At 43.9% G+C, this 18,658-nt stretch carries 12 protein-coding genes; 10 read left to right on the forward strand and 2 right to left on the reverse strand.

Features of this window, described 5'->3' with window-relative positions; all coding sequences use genetic code 11:
• Positions 1-3 precede the first annotated feature (3 nt).
• Complete coding sequence (gene gldJ / locus ACLI1A_RS15045; protein ID WP_411409504.1) at positions 4-1,680, reverse strand: gliding motility lipoprotein GldJ; 1,677 nt, start codon at positions 1,678-1,680, stop codon at positions 4-6.
• Positions 1,681-1,953: 273 nt separating this feature from the next.
• Between gldJ and porU the strand changes: the two genes are divergently transcribed.
• From porU to ACLI1A_RS15070, 5 genes are all read left to right on the forward strand, one after another.
• On the forward strand, positions 1,954-5,760 hold the full coding sequence (gene porU / locus ACLI1A_RS15050; protein ID WP_411409505.1) for a type IX secretion system sortase PorU: 3,807 nt from the start codon (positions 1,954-1,956) through the stop codon (positions 5,758-5,760).
• Positions 5,761-5,802: 42 nt separating this feature from the next.
• Positions 5,803-7,041: a type IX secretion system outer membrane channel protein PorV gene (gene porV / locus ACLI1A_RS15055; RefSeq protein ID WP_411409506.1), complete on the forward strand. Its 1,239-nt coding sequence runs from the start codon at positions 5,803-5,805 to the stop codon at positions 7,039-7,041.
• Between the two features lie 3 nt (positions 7,042-7,044).
• The gene (cdd, locus tag ACLI1A_RS15060; RefSeq protein WP_411409507.1) at positions 7,045-7,527 is read left to right on the forward strand and encodes a cytidine deaminase; all 483 of its coding nucleotides are present in this window, start codon (positions 7,045-7,047) and stop codon (positions 7,525-7,527) included.
• A gap of 197 nt (positions 7,528-7,724) precedes the next feature.
• Positions 7,725-8,723 (forward strand): pyruvate dehydrogenase (acetyl-transferring) E1 component subunit alpha, encoded by a 999-nt coding sequence (gene pdhA / locus ACLI1A_RS15065; protein ID WP_411409508.1) that lies wholly within the window; start codon positions 7,725-7,727, stop codon positions 8,721-8,723.
• Between the two features lie 8 nt (positions 8,724-8,731).
• On the forward strand, positions 8,732-10,369 hold the full coding sequence (locus ACLI1A_RS15070; RefSeq protein WP_411409509.1) for a 2-oxo acid dehydrogenase subunit E2: 1,638 nt from the start codon (positions 8,732-8,734) through the stop codon (positions 10,367-10,369).
• A 61-nt stretch (positions 10,370-10,430) separates the two neighbouring features.
• Here ACLI1A_RS15070 and ACLI1A_RS15075 read toward each other — a convergent pair whose 3' ends face one another.
• Positions 10,431-11,153, reverse strand: coding sequence for a hypothetical protein (locus tag ACLI1A_RS15075; RefSeq protein WP_411409510.1), 723 nt, complete (start codon positions 11,151-11,153; stop codon positions 10,431-10,433).
• Positions 11,154-11,297: 144 nt separating this feature from the next.
• Between ACLI1A_RS15075 and ACLI1A_RS15080 the strand changes: the two genes are divergently transcribed.
• The 5 genes from ACLI1A_RS15080 (at position 11,298) to ACLI1A_RS15100 (ending at position 18,620) form a co-directional block, all read left to right on the forward strand.
• Positions 11,298-11,912 (forward strand): alpha-ketoglutarate-dependent dioxygenase AlkB family protein, encoded by a 615-nt coding sequence (locus ACLI1A_RS15080; protein ID WP_411409511.1) that lies wholly within the window; start codon positions 11,298-11,300, stop codon positions 11,910-11,912.
• Positions 11,913-11,949: 37 nt separating this feature from the next.
• Complete coding sequence (locus tag ACLI1A_RS15085; RefSeq protein ID WP_411409512.1) at positions 11,950-12,903, forward strand: M28 family metallopeptidase; 954 nt, start codon at positions 11,950-11,952, stop codon at positions 12,901-12,903.
• A complete protein-coding gene (locus ACLI1A_RS15090; protein ID WP_411409513.1) occupies positions 12,903-13,583 on the forward strand; it encodes an SDR family NAD(P)-dependent oxidoreductase in 681 nt (226 codons plus the stop codon). The genes ACLI1A_RS15085 and ACLI1A_RS15090 overlap by 1 nt, the downstream gene beginning before the upstream one ends.
• A 16-nt stretch (positions 13,584-13,599) precedes the next feature.
• A complete protein-coding gene (locus ACLI1A_RS15095) occupies positions 13,600-14,202 on the forward strand; it encodes a SprT-like domain-containing protein (RefSeq protein ID WP_411409514.1) in 603 nt (200 codons plus the stop codon).
• 134 nt (positions 14,203-14,336) lie between these two features.
• Positions 14,337-18,620 carry a gliding motility-associated C-terminal domain-containing protein gene (locus ACLI1A_RS15100; protein ID WP_411409515.1) on the forward strand — a complete coding sequence of 1,428 codons (4,284 nt, stop codon included), beginning with the start codon at positions 14,337-14,339 and terminating at the stop codon, positions 18,618-18,620.
• Positions 18,621-18,658: the final 38 nt, after the last annotated feature.

Raw genomic sequence — 18,658 nt, forward strand, 5'->3', positions numbered from 1 at the left:
GAATTAGTTTCTAGGAGTTTTTTTGCTAGATTTTGGTCCTACTTTAGACATTGCACAACGGAAACCGATGTAGTCTGTAGCCATATCCTGAGGATAGTACCTCCTTTGTGCAGGATCCAGCCAGTAAGCCCTGTCTCTCCAAGAACCACCTTTAAATACCCTTACGTCATCGTTTACAAGAGTAGTCCTTTGTTTACCATCTTCTTTTGGTTGTCCTACACCTGAAGAGTCAACACCATACTCGTTTTGAGGAGCGTTGTACATCTTTTTAGTAGCACCTTCGTCGGTTAGTTTACCGTCTTCTGCACCAAATGAGTAGTAATCACGGATTGATTGCTTATCACCATCCCTGAAGTTCCTGTTATCACCCCTTGTATAGTTTTGGCGTAGGTAAGCATCATTTTTAGTGATAGGCTCCTGAGCTATTTGTCCAGGAAGGTTACGGTATTGTATACGACCGTTAGATAGTGTATCGTACTGAATAGTTTCAGCAGTTACAAGCTCAGCACGTCCGTCTTCACCGATTTTGTTTTTCATATAAACGTTACCCCTGTAGTAGTTGAAGTCGTTTCCTTCATCGTCTACGATAGGACGGTATACGTCTGCTACCCATTCTGCAACGTTTCCGGCCATGTCATAAAGACCAAAGTCGTTTGGAGGGTATGATTTAACTTTGTTTGTAATGTCTGCGTTGTCATCACTCCAGTGAGCAATTCCTCCGTAGTCACCTTTACCTTGTTTAAAGTTGGCCAGCTGGTCACCTTTTTTAGTCCTTTTACCGTTACGGGTATACATACCTTTCCAAGGATATTTTTTGTTACCCCTGTACAGGTTGTACTCGCGGTTACCTACAAGAGCTATAGCAGCGTATTCCCACTCAGCTTCAGTTGGTAGCCTGTACTCCGGAAGGATAAGGCCCGATGTCCTTTGAGCATAAACGTTTTTAGCATCTTCTTTGCCGTTTAGTTTATTGCCTGGTCCTTTATATACAAGTTCCTCGTTGCCACCATACGTTTTGTTAGGGCTTTCAAGGTAAGACTCTGTGCTAAATGTGCTTTCAGCAGTTATGTCTGTAAGCTTAGCGTCTTTTTTAAGGTATTTTTCTTTTTCAAGAACGTTCTCGTTTACACGGTCTGTTCTCCATTTGCTGAATTCTACGGCTTGTACCCAGCTAACACCTACTACAGGATAGTCGCTGTAGCCAGGGTGCCTAAGGTAGTTGTTTACCATAGTTTCATTATATCCAAGTGAACTCCTCCACACAAGTGTGTCAGGTAGAGCACCTACATAAATGTTTTTGTAGTTTTCTTCTGTTGGAGGGAAAACCCTCTTAAGCCAGTCAAGGTATTCCATGTACATTACATTGGTTACCTCAGTTTCATCCATAAAGAAAGATTGTACGTGTTGCTGGGTTGGAGTGTTGTTCCAATCATGCATTACATCGTCTTGTACCCTTCCCATTGTAAAGGTACCTCCTTCAACTTCTACCAGCCCTGGTGCCGCTTCCTGCTTTTTGTACTTGTTGTTGTGCTGGAAACCACCTTTTTTGTCATTAATTTTCCAACCGGTAGCAGAACTTACGTTACCACCACCTGAGCTTTTTTTGCTACAGCTGGTAAAACCCACCGTTACCGCCACAGCGAGCAACATGTTTAAAGCCGTGATTTTGTTAACTTTCATCTTTCTGTAGGTAAATAAATTTCGTGGCGCAATATAATAATTAACCGTTAAACTGCAACACCGTTTTAAAATTTTTGCCAAAAATATAAAATAGTGTTAAGTGTTCATTTCATTAACGGTAGTTTTAGAGTAATATTGCAACGGTAATTGTCAAATATTTTTTTTTACCCGTAATATAACCCGTTTATTTACGTTTTCAAGATGATGAAAAACCCATTACCTTACATACTATTTTTCTGTTTTAGTGCTCTTTTTGCCCAGCAAACACAGCAAGTGTCATTAAATTGGCAGTCTGTGTCGCCTGTAAAGATTGGTAACTACACCTATAATATACCACATTTTGATGCTGCGTATATGAGTTTTTACACAACGGGCGAGATGGTGTATTCCGACGGTTTTGCTACAAGTGGGCCTGTAGACCCCGAATCGCTGCAAATATCTAATATAGTATATGAGAATATTACCAAGGCCGATCTTGGTGATATAAACCCGGCATTGCTGCCTTCCGGTCATAAAGCTACGCTCCAGGCACTAAATGGGCGTGGGGTATGGAAGGGTTTGTTAAAGTTGTATCCTATAGTAAAAGAGGGGAGTGGTTATAAGCGCATAAAGTCGTTTAGTTACAGCTATGCGCTGGCTTCAAGTACGGGCAGGCAGGTAAATACGGTTAATACCGTAACTGCTGTAAGTAACTCTGTGCTGAATACAGGTAGCTGGTACCGTTTTTATGTAACCAAATCGGGCGTGTACAAGCTTAGTAAGGCTTTTTTAAGCAGCCTGGGGTTTGATACTAATGTAGATCCACGCACTATAAAGATATACGGAAACGGCGGGCATATGCTGCCTATGCTAAACGGTACGTACTATCCTATGGATCTTACCGAGAATGCTGTGCGTTTTGTAGGGGAAGATGATGGTAAGTTTGACAACACTGATTATATACTGTTTTATGCAGAAGGTGTAACAGGGTGGAATGCCGAAAGCCTTACCAATAATAACCTTTATGCTGATAATTCTTATTATTATGTTACTGCGGGTTCGGGTACCGGTAAGCGTATACAGGCTAACGTACAGCCTACGGGTACTGCTGCATTGGCTGTAAGTTCGTTTGACGATTACCAGTTTCATGAGCTTGATAAAGTAAACATAGCGCACCTGGGGCGCAAATGGCATGGTGAAACCTTTGAACTGGAAAATGAGCAGGAGTTTGAGTTTGATATAACAGATATTGATGCTTCGTCGCCGGCTAAGGTAACGGTGAGTGCCGCTGCAAATGCTATTGTGGCCACTTCTATGTCTGTAGCTGTAAATGGTAGTGTGGTGGGTACTATGAACTATGTAGCAAATACAAGCAGTGACAGGGCCGCATATGACGGATATTACTCAGGTAGCATTACGCCTTCGGGCAGTACTATAAAGGTAAAGCTTACGTATAACAATAACGGAGTGCCATCGGCTAATGCGTGGCTTGATTATATTAATGTAGAGGCAAAACGCCTGTTAAAGGGTAGTGGCAGGCAGTACGGTTTCCGTTACAATGCTGCAGCTTCACAGTTGGGTATTATTCAGTACAACTTTACCAGTGCTTCGGGCATCAGTGAAGTTTGGGATGTTACTGATATATATAATGTGTCGTCTATTACTAACGACGCCGGGTCTGCGTTTTCTTTTAATGCAAGCGGGGGCGAAGTGCGTCAGTATGTAACCGTGGTGCCAAACGATTATTACACACCATTGCGCGAAAGCAAAACCCGTGTAACCAACCAGAATCTTAAAGGAACGATCCTTAAAAACAGCCAGGGGCAGTTTCAGGATGTGGAATATTTAATTATTACCCCGAAATTCCTGAACTCAAATGCTGAGGAGCTAGCTAACCTGCATCGTAACTATTCGGGTATGGTGGTTAAGGTGGTAAACCTTGAAGACATTTATGAGGAGTTTTCGTCGGGTAAGCAGGATGTGGGAGCTATTCGAAATTTTATAAAGTATGTATACAACAATGCCTCGTCTGCAGACAAGCGGGTAAAATATGTAAACCTTTTTGGTGAGGCTTCGTTTGATTATAAAAAGCGTATATCGGGTAATACTAATATAGTGCCTACGGTGCATGGTATTCATATGACGCAGTCGGGTGCTAATGCTTACCTTAATTACAGTACTACCGAAACCTTTGTTACCGATGATTTTTACGGCACCATGGATGATAACGAGGGGCCTATGGTAGTGGGTAATAGTTTTTATGATTATGGGCTGGATATAGCTACAGGGCGTATGCTGGTTACCACCGTGGCCGATGCTGCCGATATGGTTAAGAAAGTAAAGCAGTACCTGGATAAAACATCATACGGACGCTGGAGGAACGAGTATGTAATGCTTGCCGATGACAAGGATGCCAGTTATGATACCTTTGCCGATACTATAGAGGAGATAGCTACTACGATAAGCCAGTACAAAAACTTTATAAACATACGTAAAGTGTATTTAGATTCGTATGTGCAGCAGGCTACCTCGGGTGGGCAACGCTACCCTGAAGCGCGTGAGCAGCTTATCCGTTATATAAATACCGGGGCGCTGGTGGTAAATTACCTGGGGCATGGCGGTATACAGGGTATGGCAAGCGAAAGGGTTTTTTCTATTGCCGATGCTCAGGAACTTAAAAACGATTACAAGTTTTCGTTGTTTATAACTGCCACATGCGACCTTACCCGTTTTGATAACCCGTATGAGGAGTCGGCAGGGGAGTATATTTATAAGAATGTTACCGGTGGTGCTATTGCCATGATTACTACCACCAGGTCAATCTATATTTCGGCAGCAGTGGCGCTAAATGAAAACCTTTCGGCATATTTATATTCGTATAATGGCGGTGTTAATACCTATACGTATCCTACAATGGCCGAGGCATTGAGGCTTACCAAGTTTGATTCGGATAACTCGCAGTTTGTAACCTGTGTGTCGTTTATAGGCGACCCGGCGCTAAGCCTGGCTATACCGAAGCAAAAAGTTATACTTACCAAGATAAACGATGTTCCTTTAGCCCAGTCTACAGATGTGTTGCAGTCGCTTGCTTATGTTAAGCTTACGGGGCAGGTAACCAGTGAGTCGGGTGCTGTGGAAACCGGTTTTAACGGCGAAATAGAAGTTACCGTATTTGATAAAGATGTGCAGCGTACTACACTTGTAAACGACGGACAAGGATCACCTATACCATTTAGTACACTGGGCGAAACCATTTTTAGAGGTAATGCTACCGTGGTAAATGGTGAATTCTCGGTAGGGTTTGTAGTGCCGCGCGATATTAAGATTCCGGTGGGTAATGCCCGTGTAAGTTTTTATGCCGAAAAACTATCAGCGTTAGATGACCGTACCGGTTACAGTACTGATATAAAAGTAGGTGGAGTAAATAATAATGCTGTGGCCGATAATACACCGCCTACTGTAAAGCTGTACATGAACGACGAAAACTTTGTGTCGGGGGGTATTACTAACGATTCGCCTACGCTGCTGGCATACCTTGAAGATTTGCATGGCATTAATACCTCAAGCGGTATTGGGCATGATATAATAGGTATACTGGATGGCGATGAAACCACCCAGTATGTAATGAATGATTATTATGAGGCTGCGGCCGATGATTATACCCGTGGTACGGTACGCTACCCGTTGCGAAACCTTTCGGCGGGCTTGCATACCCTTACTTTTCAGGCGTGGGATGTGTATAACAACCTTGTTACTGCCGAAATACAGTTTGTAGTAGCCGGCAGCGATGAGCTTAAACTGGATAAGGTGCTTAATTATCCTAACCCGTTTGTGAGTTATACCGAGTTTTGGTTTAATCACAATCGTCCGTTAGAACCGCTGGATGTACAGGTGCAAATATTTACGGTAACCGGAAAAATAGTAAAAACAATAAACAGCCAGGTAACCACCGAAGGTTTTTTAAGTCGCGAAATTAAGTGGGACGGTCGCGATGATTATGGTGATAAGATAGGTAAGGGAGTGTATATTTATAAACTCACTGTTAAGTCTACATCAAGTAATAAAAAGGCAGAAAAGTATGAAAAGCTTGTATTGCTGTAAAAAATAGTATATTTGTTTCCCCTAATACAATAAAAATCCTAAATGAAAAAGATTGTTTTAGCAGCGCTTTGTTTTGTAGGCGCAGGAGTGCAAGTGGCGAAAGCCCAGACCAGTAATGCGGAAAACCGTGTGATAACCACGGGTGTGCCGTTTTTGCTTATAGCGGCTGATGCCCGTGCAGCGGGCCTTGCAGACCAGGGTGTAGCCACTTCATCTGACGTGTATTCGCAGCAGTGGAACCCTTCTAAATACGCCTTTGCTACCAGTCAGCATGGCCTTTCGCTTAGCTATACCCCGTATTTAACCAGTATTGCCAATGATATTTCACTGGGCCAGCTTACTTATTTTAATAAGTTTGACGAAAGGATGGCCTTTGCGGGTAGCCTTCGTTACTTCAGCCTTGGTGATATAGAGCTTAGGCAAACTGATAACCCTGATGAAACTGTTATTACACGTTCGCCAAGCGAGTTTGCGCTGGATTTGTCGTATTCACTTAAACTAAGTGAGCGTTTCTCAATGTCGGTAGCTGGTAGGTTTATAGATTCTAACCTTAAAGTAGCAGAAGCTGTAGCCGGTAGTAGTGCCGACTCTAAAGCGGCGCTTTCATACGCGTTTGACCTTTCGGGTTTTTACCAGAGTGAGGAAGAAGCCTATGATGATTTTGACGGCCGTTACAGGATTGGTTTCAACTTCCAGAACCTTGGTCCTAAAATCAGCTACGACAGCGATACTACGCTAAGCAGCAACTTCCTGCCGTCTAACCTAAGGCTTGGTGGTGGATTCGACTTTATATTTGACGAATACAATACCATAGGTGTTAGTGCCGAATTTACCAAGCTGCTTGTGCCTACTCCTCCTGCAATAGTAGATGCTGTAGATAGCAATGGCGATGGTGAGATAGATAATAGTGAGCAGCAGACTGCTGACGATGCTTATTCGCAAAAACTACAGGATTATAAAAACATCAACTGGGTAAACGGTATCTTTAAATCATTTGGCGATGCGCCGGGTGGTTTCAGCGAAGAGCTAAAAGAAGTTACCTACTCGGTTGCTACAGAGTATACCTACAATAAGGCGTTTAATATGCGTCTTGGTTATTTCCATGAAAGTCCGCAAAAAGGAGCCCGTAAGTTTTTCTCACTGGGTGCCGGATTTAAATATACAACACTAAAAATCGACTTTTCGTACCTGTTCTCAGCTTCTACCGTAAGGAACCCGCTGGAGAATACACTGCGTTTCTCGCTAAGCTTTGCCTTTGGCGACGAGTGGGACGAATATTAGGATATGGAGAAACTGCAGCTTACCACAACCTTTGCAGTATATAGCAGTACTGCCGAATTACCGCAGCACATAGCGGCTCTTATGGAGCAGGCTGTTGCCGTGCGAAAAAGGTCGTATGCGCCGTACTCAAAATTTCATGTGGGTGCAGCGCTGTTGCTTAGTAATGGTGAGGTAGTGCTGGGTAGTAACCAGGAAAATGCAGCCTACCCCAGTGGTCTGTGTGCCGAAAGGGTGGCTATTTTTCATGCCGGTGCCGTTTATCCTGATGCTGCTGTAGTGGCTATGGCTATATCTGCGGCGGCTGAAAGTAAGGTGGTTACGCAGCCTATACCTCCGTGTGGGGCGTGCAGGCAAAGTATAGCTGAGTACGAGCTGAAACAGGAAACCCCGATAGAAATATATTTTATGGGCGAGGAGGGTAAAGTGTACTGCAGCGAATCGTTAAAAAATTTACTGCCCCTTACTTTTGGGGGAGAATATTTATAATATTAGTAAAGGGATCGTTTTCGGTCCCTTTATTTTTTGCAGGTGTTTTAAAAAATAGTAAAATACTTGGTTTAAATTTTTTAGTTATAAAAGGGATGTGTTATTTTTGCCTTTCGCAAATCAGGTGTAAAACTGGTAATTTGCATTCTCTTTATAAAAAGGATTAATTAGTACCAAGAAGCAACATTAATTGAGCAATGAAAGAAATTACAAAAGAAGTGTACCTGAAATGGTATGAAGACATGCAGTTTTGGAGGAAATTCGAGGATAAACTGGCAGCTTTATACATTCAGCAAAAAGTAAGGGGTTTCCTTCACTTATATAACGGACAGGAGGCAGTACTTGCCGGAGCACTACACGCTATGGATCTGTCTAAAGACAAAATGATCACTGCTTACCGTAACCACGTTCAGCCTATAGGTATGGGTGTAGACCCTCGCCGTGTTATGGCAGAGCTTCTTGGTAAAGCTACCGGTACCTCTATGGGTCTTGGTGGTAGTATGCACATCTTTGCTAAAGAAAAAGGATTTTATGGCGGTCACGGTATCGTAGGTGGACAAATTCCACTGGGAGCCGGTCTTGCCTTTGCAGATAAATATTTTGAAACAGGCGGTGTTACCATGACTTATTTTGGTGATGGTGCTGCACGTCAGGGCTCACTACACGAAGCGTTTAACATGGCTATGCTATGGAAACTTCCGGTGGTATTCATCGTAGAAAACAATGGTTATGCCATGGGTACCTCTGTAGAGCGTACTGCTAACCACACAGATATCTGGAAACTGGGTCTTGGCTACGAAATGCCATGTGGTCCTGTAGACGGTATGAACCCGGTAAAAGTTGCCGAAGCTATGCACGAAGCTATAGAGCGCGCACGCCGTGGTGATGGCCCTACATTCCTTGAAATGAAAACGTACCGCTACCGTGGTCACTCTATGAGTGATGCGCAGCACTACCGTACTAAAGAAGAGGTAGAAGAGTACAAAAAGATAGACCCTATTACTCAGGTTCTTGATATAATTAAAGAAAACGGTTATGCTACTGATGCTGAAATTGAAGTAATCGACCAAAGGGTAAAAGACCTTGTGGAAGAGTGCGAAAAGTTTGCAGAAGAGTCTCCGTACCCGGATCTGAACATTATGTACGATGTAGTGTACGCACAAGAAAATTATCCGTTTTTACCACATAAACTATAATTAACACGATGGCAAAGATTATAACCATGCCGCGCCTTAGCGACACAATGACTGAAGGTACTGTGGCTACGTGGCTTAAAAAAGTGGGCGACACTGTAAAAGAAGGTGATATACTTGCAGAAATTGAAACCGATAAAGCCACTATGGAATTTGAGGCTTTTGATGCAGGTACTCTACTATATATAGGAATACAAGAGGGCGATACTGCTCCTGTAGACAGCGTTTTGGCAATCATTGGTAAAGAGGGCGAAGATTTTCAGGCGCTTCTTGGCGGTGGTGCTGCACCTGCTCCGGCTGCTGAGGCTCCTAAAGCTGAAGAACCAAAAGCTGCTGAAGCTGCCCCTGCGGCTGCTCCGGCTGCTGCTGAGCTTCCTAAAGATGTAAAAATTGTAACCATGCCACGCCTTAGCGATACCATGACCGAAGGTACTGTGGCTGCATGGCTTAAAAAAGTAGGCGATACCGTAAAAGAAGGCGATATCCTTGCTGAGATTGAAACAGACAAAGCTACTATGGAGTTTGAAAGTTTCAATGCAGGTACACTACTTTACATAGGTATACAGGAAGGCGAAAGCGCTCCGGTAGACAGCGTACTTGCTATTATAGGCCCTGCGGGAACTGATGTAAGCGCGTTTACAAGTGGTGCTCCTGCACCGGCTGCTGCTCCTGCAAAAGCTGAAGCTGCTGCTCCTGCCGCTAAAGAAGAAGTTAAAGAAGAGGCTGCTACAGAAACTGTAACTACTGCCGATGGTGGTAGGGTATTTGTTTCTCCGCTTGCCCGCAAAATAGCTAAAGATAAAGGTGTAGACCTTAGCAAAGTTAAAGGTACAGGCGAAAACGGCCGTATCGTTAAAAAAGACGTAGAAGGCTACACGCCTGCTGCTGCGGCTGCTCCGGCACCTGCTGCTGCGTCTCCTGCTAAGGCTGAAGCTGCTGCTAAACCGGTATACACTCCGGTAGGTGAAGTAGCTACTGAAGAAGTGAAAAACAACCAAATGCGTAAGGTTATTGCTAAGCGCCTTGGTGAGTCTAAATTCACTGCGCCTGAGTACAGCCTTACTATAGAGCTTGATATGGACAACGCCATTGCAAGCCGTAACGTAATTAACGCTGTGCCTGATACTAAGGTGTCGTTTAACGATATGGTGATTAAGGCAAGTGCTATGGCACTGCGTAAGCACCCGCAAATAAACACCCAGTGGAAAGAGGATGTTACCATTTACAATAAGCACATCAGCATAGGTGTTGCCGTAGCGGTAGAAGATGGCCTTGTAGTGCCGGTACTTAAGTTTACCGATATGATGAGCCTTTCTCAAATCGGTACCGGTGTTAAAGACCTTGCCGGTAAAGCACGTAACAAAAAACTTACTCCTGGCGAAATGGAAGGAAGTACGTTTACCGTGTCTAACCTTGGTATGTTTGGCATCCAGGAGTTTACGTCTATCATTAACCAGCCGAACTCAGCCATCCTTTCAGTAGGTGCTATTGTTCAGAAGCCGGTAGTGAAAAACGGACAAATTGTGGTAGGAAACACTATGACTGTAACCCTAACGTGCGACCACCGTACTATAGATGGTGCTACAGGTGCTCAGTTCCTGCAAACGCTTAAACAATACATTGAAAACCCTGTAACTATGCTTGCATAAGCTACAGCGTTTATATGATAAAGAGAACCCATCCGTTACGGATGGGTTTTTTTATATCACGTTAAGCGCTTGTCTTCTCTTTTGCCTTAGCTATCCAATTTAAACTATGCTTTATAGGGCCTTTTATACCTCTCATAGGGTCATTTGGGTTATCAAGTATTACTTTTGGGTTTTTATCTAATTGCTGTAATACAATTTCTGCTTTTACTAGTAGCTCTTTTGATGGAAATGGATTAACATCGTCCCTAACACATGAAATAAGCATTTTGTGTACTGCACTTGTAAGTGTCCATATTGTGTTAAGTCTGTATCCTCCCAGATTTTCGTCTCTGGAGAGTTCATCAAGTAATGAGATTAGGTCGGGTAATAATTTTACAGGTCTTTTTTCTCGGATTCCTACTGCTGCCGCATAGAGTTCTTCAGGAGTTGCTGTAGTTTTTAGGTGTTCTTGTAAAAATAAGTCGTCGTTAAGATTTTTTGATTGGGCTTTAATCTTATGTTTAACTTCGTTTAAACTCTCTAAAGAGGCATTGGCATCGAAATTATTAATGATGCTTTGAAACTGCTTTTTATTGTTTTCAATTTCCGATTCCAATTCAGTTATTCGTTCGTGACCTTGCTGTACTTGTTCCTTTAACTCTCTCAGCTCAATTTCAAACTCTCCAACTTTAAATTTTGAAATTCGATTAATCATATCCGGTTTGAACATAAAATATAAAATTACTAATAGTAGTACTACCTCCCATAATGATACATTTTCAATTATTTTTGTGAAGATTTCCATAGATTTTGATTGAAATTAGTTTTTGGTTAAAATAGTTGTATGCTCTTGTGTTACTAATGTAATTAAAATAAGTGAGTTATGATTCTCTTGAGGTTTTGATTGTGCTAAGTTTCACGGGAATAAAAACTATAATATCTTTACACTATGCTCGACCTCTTTAACCCCGAACCCGATAGCTCACAAAACCTCCTGCCGCACGATGGAGAGGTACACTACTACGGTCATGTAATGCCGTTAGCGCAGGCGAATTATTATCTGGAAAGGCTGCTTACAACTATCGAGTGGCGAAATGATGAAGCTATTATTTTTGGTAACCTGATTGTAACCAAACGTAAGGTGGCCTGGTATGCCGATAAGCCTTTTAGTTATACCTACAGCCGTACTACAAAATATGCACTGCCGTGGACTCCGGAACTTTTGGAACTGAAACAGCTTGCGGAGGAACGCACAGGTGAAACCTACAATTCCTGCCTGCTGAATTTGTACCACAGTGGCGAGGAAGGAATGGCCTGGCACAGCGACGCCGAAATAATGCTGAAGAAAAATGGTGCTATTGCGTCGTTTAGTTTCGGGGCAGAGCGTAACTTTGGGTTTAAACACAAGGAGAGTAAAGAGGTAGTATCGGTGTTTTTAGAGCATGGCAGCCTGTTGGTTATGAAAGGCACCACACAAACGCACTGGTTGCACCGCCTGCCCCCCACAAAAAAAGTTACCAGGCCACGGGTTAACCTTACCTTTAGGACTATTGTGGAGCAATAGGTATTATTTCTTATTTTAGCCAAACAAACACAACATTATGAAAAAACTTTTCCTGTCGGCGCTACTTGCCGTTTCGTGTATAAGCGTTTCGTGCGCACAGAAAAAACAAGCTAAAGAATATAAAGTAGAGGAGGCTTCGGTTTCGGCTACGCTAAAATATTTATCTTCTGATGAGTTGCAGGGGCGCCTTGCGGGTACCCGTGGGCTAGAACAGGCGGGTGATTACCTGGAAGACATCCTGAAAAAGAACGGCATTAAGCCTTATTTTAAAACCTATAAAGACACGCTTACCAACTTTAAAAATACCACCTACAACATTGTGGGCTACCTTGAAGGAACCGACCCTGAGCTGAAAAAGGAGTTTGTGGTGTTTAGCGCCCACTACGACCATATTGGGGTAGACGCGGAAGGCGAAAATGGCGATACCGTATACAACGGTGCTAACGACGATGCCAGCGGTACTACTACCGTAGCCGAGCTTGCAAAGTATTTTGGTAAAATGAAAAACAACAAACGCAGCATACTGTTCTGTTTTTTCTCTGCTGAGGAGGCCGGACTTATGGGGTCGAAGTCGCTTGCAGCTAAGCTTAAGGAGAAAAACTTTAACCTGTATGCCATGCTGAACTTTGAAATGGTAGGTGTGCCTATGAACCGCGATATACTGGCGTATATAACAGGCTGGCACAAGAGCAATATGGGTGATAAAATGAACGAATACGCAGGCAAGAAACTGATAGGCTACCTGGATGTGGAAATGAAATACCAGCTGTTCCGCCGTAGTGATAACTACAGTTTTTACAAGGAGTTTGATAAACCTGCCCAAACGGTTTGTACCTTTGACTTCGAAAACTTTGACTATTACCACAAAGTGCAGGACGATTTTGAACACATGGATATTGCTGCCATGACAAGCTTTATACAGCAAATGGTTCCGGTAACGTATAAAATGGTAAATGCTCCGGCGGGGGATATAGTAATGAAAAAAGAATAATGAGTAAAAATATCATCATAACGGGTACCAGTCGTGGCATTGGCTATGAACTGGCACTTCAGTTTGCCAATTCAGGCCATAACGTACTTGCCATTTCCCGAAAAACACCACAAACGCTTTTAGAGCATAGTAACATTACCTGCCTTTCGGTAGACCTTAGCGATGTTACCGTGCTGGAAAGCATAGGGCTGTTTATAGACCAAACCTGGAAAAAAGCTGATGTGCTTATACACAATGCTGGGGCGCTTATCCATAAGCCTTTTGGCGAAATTACTGCCGATGAGTTTGAATACATTTATAAAGTAAACGTATTTGGCGTAGCTGCGCTAAACAGGGTAGTACTGCCGTACATGCCTGCCGGTAGCCATGTGGTTACCATAAGCAGTATGGGTGGAGTGCAAGGCACTATGAAGTTTGCCGGGCTTGCGGCCTACAGCAGCAGTAAAGGTGCTGTTATTACGCTATCTGAGCTATTGGCAGAAGAATATAAAGACAAAGGCATTGCTTTTAACGTGCTTGCCCTGGGGGCGGTAAATACCGAAATGCTGCAAGAGGCATTCCCGGGATATGAGGCGCCGCTTTCGGCTGGGCAAATGGCCGATTATATTTTCAACTTTGCCCTTACGGGGAATACATACTTTAACGGTAAGGTACTGCAGGTATCGAGCACCACACCGTAAAACCTGATTTTTATAAGTGAAAGATATTTTGCTGAAATATGTACCCGAACATGCTGCCGAACCTGTGTTTGAGCTAATAAAGCACTATGGGGTACACCTTAAAATTGTAAACGAACGGGTAACCCGCCATGGCGATTATCACCGCGACCATTCGGGTTACCATCGTATTACGGTTAATGCCAGCCTTAATAAATACCGTTTCCTTATAACGCTGGTGCACGAAATAGCACACCTTGTGGCTTTTGAAACCTTTGGGCGAAACATAAAGCCGCATGGGGAGGAGTGGAAGCGTACCTTCCAGAAACTGATGGTGCCGTTTATTCGCCCGGAAGTTTTCCCGAACCATTTGTTGCCGCTTTTGGCACGCCACTTCAAAAATCCGAAAGCCAGCAGTGATACCGATGCCACACTTTCATTGGCACTAAAACAATACGACGAGAAGGATCCTTCTAAGACCTATATGTTTGAGGTTCCGTACGGTGCACTGTTCCGTATACATAACGGAAAGCTTTTCCGTAAGGGTGCGCTGCGCCTTAAGCGTTTTGAGTGCCTGGAGGTAAACACAGGGCGTACTTTTCTTTTTGCTCCCAATGCCGAGGTGCAGTTGGTTCAATCATAAAATAACCAGGAAAATCAGTAAAAAAAGTAGGGTAAAACTGTTTTAACATGTTGTGTTAAAATTATGTATGCATAGGTGATTATGTTTTTTTTAACATATATTTACCGATACCAATCTTTTTAGATAAACCTGCTATGAAACCAATTTTACGTTCCTTGGGGAAAATCCCATTTCTCCTGTTTTTTTTATTTATTTCGTTAAGTGCGTTTGCCAGTTTACCTGATTTTACGCTTACAGTAACTCCCACAGCACAAACCTGTTTGGGTAATGGTACACTTACATTCAGTACAACCGGTACTACGCCGGGTGCTACAATGACCTTTGCAGTATACTTACTGCCAAATACCACTACGCCACTTACTACTACCAGTGCCACTACGGTAAACAGCCTTTCGGCGGGTACGTACCAGGTGGTGGCTACACAATCGCTTGGCGGCGAAACCAGTACAGCTACGGTAAACGCTACTATAGCTAACAATGTGGTAAACCTGCTGTACACGCTTACTCCCGGCAACGTTACCTGTAATAACAACGGTACCATTACGGTAAACGTATTACAAGGCGTGGCGGTGTCGTATGAAATTATTGCAGGCCCTGTAACTAAGCCTTTACAAACTTCTAATGTGTTTACTGGGCTTCCGGCGGGCTTGTTTCAGGTGCGTGTTTACAATAATTGTGGCGAGGCTACGGTAGTTTCTGTAACATTAACTGAAAGCGAACCTACTTTTGGTATCTATCAAAACAGCGTTGACGGGGGTAACCTTCCCAGCTGTACTACCATTCGTACGTATAATACAATCAGTTATTCGGGTGTAACGTTCCCGCTTTCGGTGCAGTATACTGTATACCCGCCGGGTGGAGGAACACCTACAATTGTAAATACCACGGTTAATGAGGCTGATGTTGTAGGGCCACCTCCTAACATTACTGCCATAATACCATTTTATCATAACCAGACTTACAGCTACGATGTACAGGTTACTGATTCGTGCGGACACGTATATACTAAAGTCAACAATATTACATTTGCCAAAATTGAACTTGGTATAACCCCAGATTATCCGGGTTGTAACGGCGTAATGTTTACACTGGAACCCCACACCTTTGTAGGTCCGTGGACTGTAACGTTTATAGAGGCACCGGCAGGCTTTGACCCCGAAGCTTACAATAGCCAGCAGCCTACATTTACAAGCGACAGCGCAGATTTTGGTTCGGAACTGAATCCTGTGCCGTTGGGTACGTATACCGTACAGATTACCGATGCCTGCGGGCATACGACTACTACAACCGTAGAGCTTGAGGTGCCTGATGTAGAGCCGGTTTATAATGTAATTGCCGATTGTGGTTCTACTACCGGCAGTATAAACATTAACTTGGGTAATAAGAGCTTAGTACAGGCTGTAGTACTTACCGCCCCCGACGGTTTTCCGGGTACATTGCCGTTTGATGCTTCATTTGGTATAAATGATCAGGGCGACCTAGTGCTTACCGATGTACCTTTGGGAGATTATACTTTTTATCTGGTTGATGAATGTGGAAACGAATATGATGATTTTCCGGTAACGGTAGCTCCTTCCCAATCTGAAGAAGGTGTAATAACCGGCAACCGCCCCGGATGCGATGAAGGTATAGGATCTGTACGCGTACGCAGTACAGTTACCGAAACCCAGTTTACGCAGGCCATTATTACCGATGCCCCCGACACCTATACGGCTACACTGCCACAGGATGTGTCAAACAATATAAATATAGTACCTAATAACACACTGGGTAACTTTTTTATGAATGGCCTTCCTGAGGGTGATTATACTATACAGTTTACAGACCAGTGTAACTTTGTGCAAACACAAATCATTACCGTGGAAGGATACCATGTAGGGACTAATGATTTTACTGTAATACCGCACTGTGGCTCTTTTGATTTAGCCATGCTGCATGAAAGTAACGGTACTTATGTACAGTCGTTCTGGCTGCAAAAGTATGATGATGCCACCGGAACCTGGGGTCATCCGCTTACGGGTTCTCCTTATACAAGCGGATTGCCGAATACAGCAAACTCTGTACCCTTAAGTAATGCTACTACAAACCTTAATAACCCGTATACAGGGCATTTCAGGGTGTTAAAGATACATTATATATATAGTAATGGTGTTAGTGCTAACTTTTTATGCAGCAGTGTGCTGTATGAGTTTGACTTTGACGGAGGCCCGGAGATTACCGCTGCTTATAGCTTCCCTTGTTCGGGTGGACTAACTGAGGTAGCGCTTGAGGTTACCGGGGTACCACCGTTTACCTATGCCATAACCAGTAAAAACGGTGATAACACTTTTGTGGTAAACAATGGCAGCAACAATGTCTTTAGCGGACTGGAGCCTGCGCTGTATAATTTTCAGGTAACGGATGACTGCGGTAACGTACGTAACCGTGAGTTTACCATAACCGAAGAAGACCCAATACTGATTACCGCCAATGGTTTCTGCGAAGGCCAGCTGAGTACACTGAGCGTTCCGGAATATACGTTCCTGAGCTACCAATGGTACGAGCAAAGCAACCCTACTACCATACTGAGTACGTCGGGTACGCTTACCTTCCCTTCTTATAACTCGGCTACAGATGCCGGTACCTACGTGCTGAACATCCTTGCGGTTAACCCGGAATCGTGCCTTAACCAGCAGCTGAGCTATACCATAGAGCCAAATGCCCTGCCAAATGCAGGTAACGATGCTATGCAAAGCATTTGTAATCCATTTGCTGCCATAGAACTTACCCAATACCTGGGCACTACGTATGATGCAGGTGGTACCTGGACCGATGATGATGCTACAGGTGCACTAACGGGTTCGGTATTTAATACGCAAACTATAGGGGCTGGCACGTACCATTTTACCTATACGGTAAATGGTTTCTGTGGCCTTGTAGATACGGCAACAATAGCCATAGAACTAAAAGATACACCGCTAACTCCTGTGCTTACTGCCGTACCGGGAGTGTGTGTGGGCGCGAATGTACAATTTGGTGCCAATACCGTAGCGGGTGCTACCTATGCCTGGACAGGGCCAAACGGTTTTACGTCTGCGCTGCAAAACCCGCTGTTGACCGGTGTTACCGTAGCACAATCGGGAGATTACTCGGTTACCATATCGCTAAACGGCTGTACGTCGCCACCGGCTACCGTAACCCTTACGGTGAGCCCGCTACCGTATGCCGGTACCGATGGTGCACAAACACTGTGTAATACGGGTGATATTATAGACCTTTCGGAATTTTTAGGAACAGGTTACACCACCGGTGGAACCTGGACGGATGTAGACAATTCGGGTGCGCTTACTAATGCTGATTTTGCCACCTCAGGCGTAGCAGCAGGTGTGTACCACTTTAAATACGAAGTAACTAATTTTTGTGGTATTCCAGACGATGCCACGGTAACCATAACACTAAATGATGTGCCTAATGCACCTGTTATTGCTGCTGTAGCGCCATTATGCGAAGGCAGCGATGTGCAGCTTACCACTACAACTGTACCTAATGCTGTTTACACATGGACAGGGCCAAACGGCTTTACATCTGCCCAGCAAAATCCGCTGATTGCTGCAGCTACCACGGCGGCTTCGGGTACGTATTCGCTTACGGTTACCGTAAACGGCTGTGCTTCTCCTGTGGCAACTGTAAACGTTCAGGTAAGCCCATACCCGCAGTTTACCTTTAGCGGTGAGTCGGTGCTGTGCGACGGACAAACCATACAGCTGGATGTAGTACCGGGTAACTTTACCTCGGGTTCAGTAACCTATACATGGTATTATGAAGGTAGCTTGCTTAGCGGTGTTAATACCGAATCGATAGAAATTTCTGAAACGGGAACCTATACCGTAGAGGTGTCTAACGGTACCTGTACTTCGCCAAAAGACTTCACGGTTTCGCCAAATACCAATGCCTTTGAGGTGGTGCTTGATGCCGGCTGTGAAAACGAACGCTATATAATACAGGTGTTAAACATCGATGAAATTTCTGATGTGGCTTCAATAGAATGGACAGGGCCTAACGGCTTTACTGCAGTAGGGGAGTCGGCAGATATTACCGATGGTGCTACAGGAACGTATGTGGCTACCGTAACTACACTTAATGGTTGTAGCGCTTTTGCCGAGGTGGTGGTAGATAACACCCACTGCTTTATACCACGCGGTATTTCGCCGGGCGACTCTGAATACAATAACGAGTTTGACCTGAGCAACCTGGATGTTAGGCATATCGAAATATTTAACAGGTATGGCATGCAGGTGTACAAAAAAGACAATTATATAAACGAATGGCATGGCCAGTCGGATAAAGGTGACCTGCCTACAGGTACCTATTTCTATGTTATAACCCTATCTCAAGGTAAGCAGGTTACCGGGTGGGTGTACCTTTTAAGGAAAGTGTAATTCCTTATATCAATGTCTGCAAAAAGAAGCCTCAGGAA

Source organism: Flavobacterium sp. RHBU_3 (genome assembly GCF_046613565.1).
Lineage (GTDB): Bacteria > Bacteroidota > Bacteroidia > Flavobacteriales > Flavobacteriaceae > Flavobacterium.

What these genes read in the sequence shown, in the direction of transcription:
- ACLI1A_RS15080 (WP_411409511.1), top strand. Translation starts at nt 11,298, where the DNA reads ATGCTCGACCTCTTTAACCCCGAACCCGATAGCTCACAAAACCTCCTG.
- ACLI1A_RS15070 (WP_411409509.1), top strand. Translation starts at nt 8,732, where the DNA reads ATGGCAAAGATTATAACCATGCCGCGCCTTAGCGACACAATGACTGAA.
- ACLI1A_RS15085 (WP_411409512.1), top strand. Translation starts at nt 11,950, where the DNA reads ATGAAAAAACTTTTCCTGTCGGCGCTACTTGCCGTTTCGTGTATAAGC.
- ACLI1A_RS15075 (WP_411409510.1), bottom strand. Translation starts at nt 11,153, where the DNA reads ATGGAAATCTTCACAAAAATAATTGAAAATGTATCATTATGGGAGGTA.
- ACLI1A_RS15100 (WP_411409515.1), top strand. Translation starts at nt 14,337, where the DNA reads ATGAAACCAATTTTACGTTCCTTGGGGAAAATCCCATTTCTCCTGTTT.
- pdhA (WP_411409508.1), top strand. Translation starts at nt 7,725, where the DNA reads ATGAAAGAAATTACAAAAGAAGTGTACCTGAAATGGTATGAAGACATG.
- porV (WP_411409506.1), top strand. Translation starts at nt 5,803, where the DNA reads ATGAAAAAGATTGTTTTAGCAGCGCTTTGTTTTGTAGGCGCAGGAGTG.
- cdd (WP_411409507.1), top strand. Translation starts at nt 7,045, where the DNA reads ATGGAGAAACTGCAGCTTACCACAACCTTTGCAGTATATAGCAGTACT.
- gldJ (WP_411409504.1), bottom strand. Translation starts at nt 1,680, where the DNA reads ATGAAAGTTAACAAAATCACGGCTTTAAACATGTTGCTCGCTGTGGCG.
- ACLI1A_RS15090 (WP_411409513.1), top strand. Translation starts at nt 12,903, where the DNA reads ATGAGTAAAAATATCATCATAACGGGTACCAGTCGTGGCATTGGCTAT.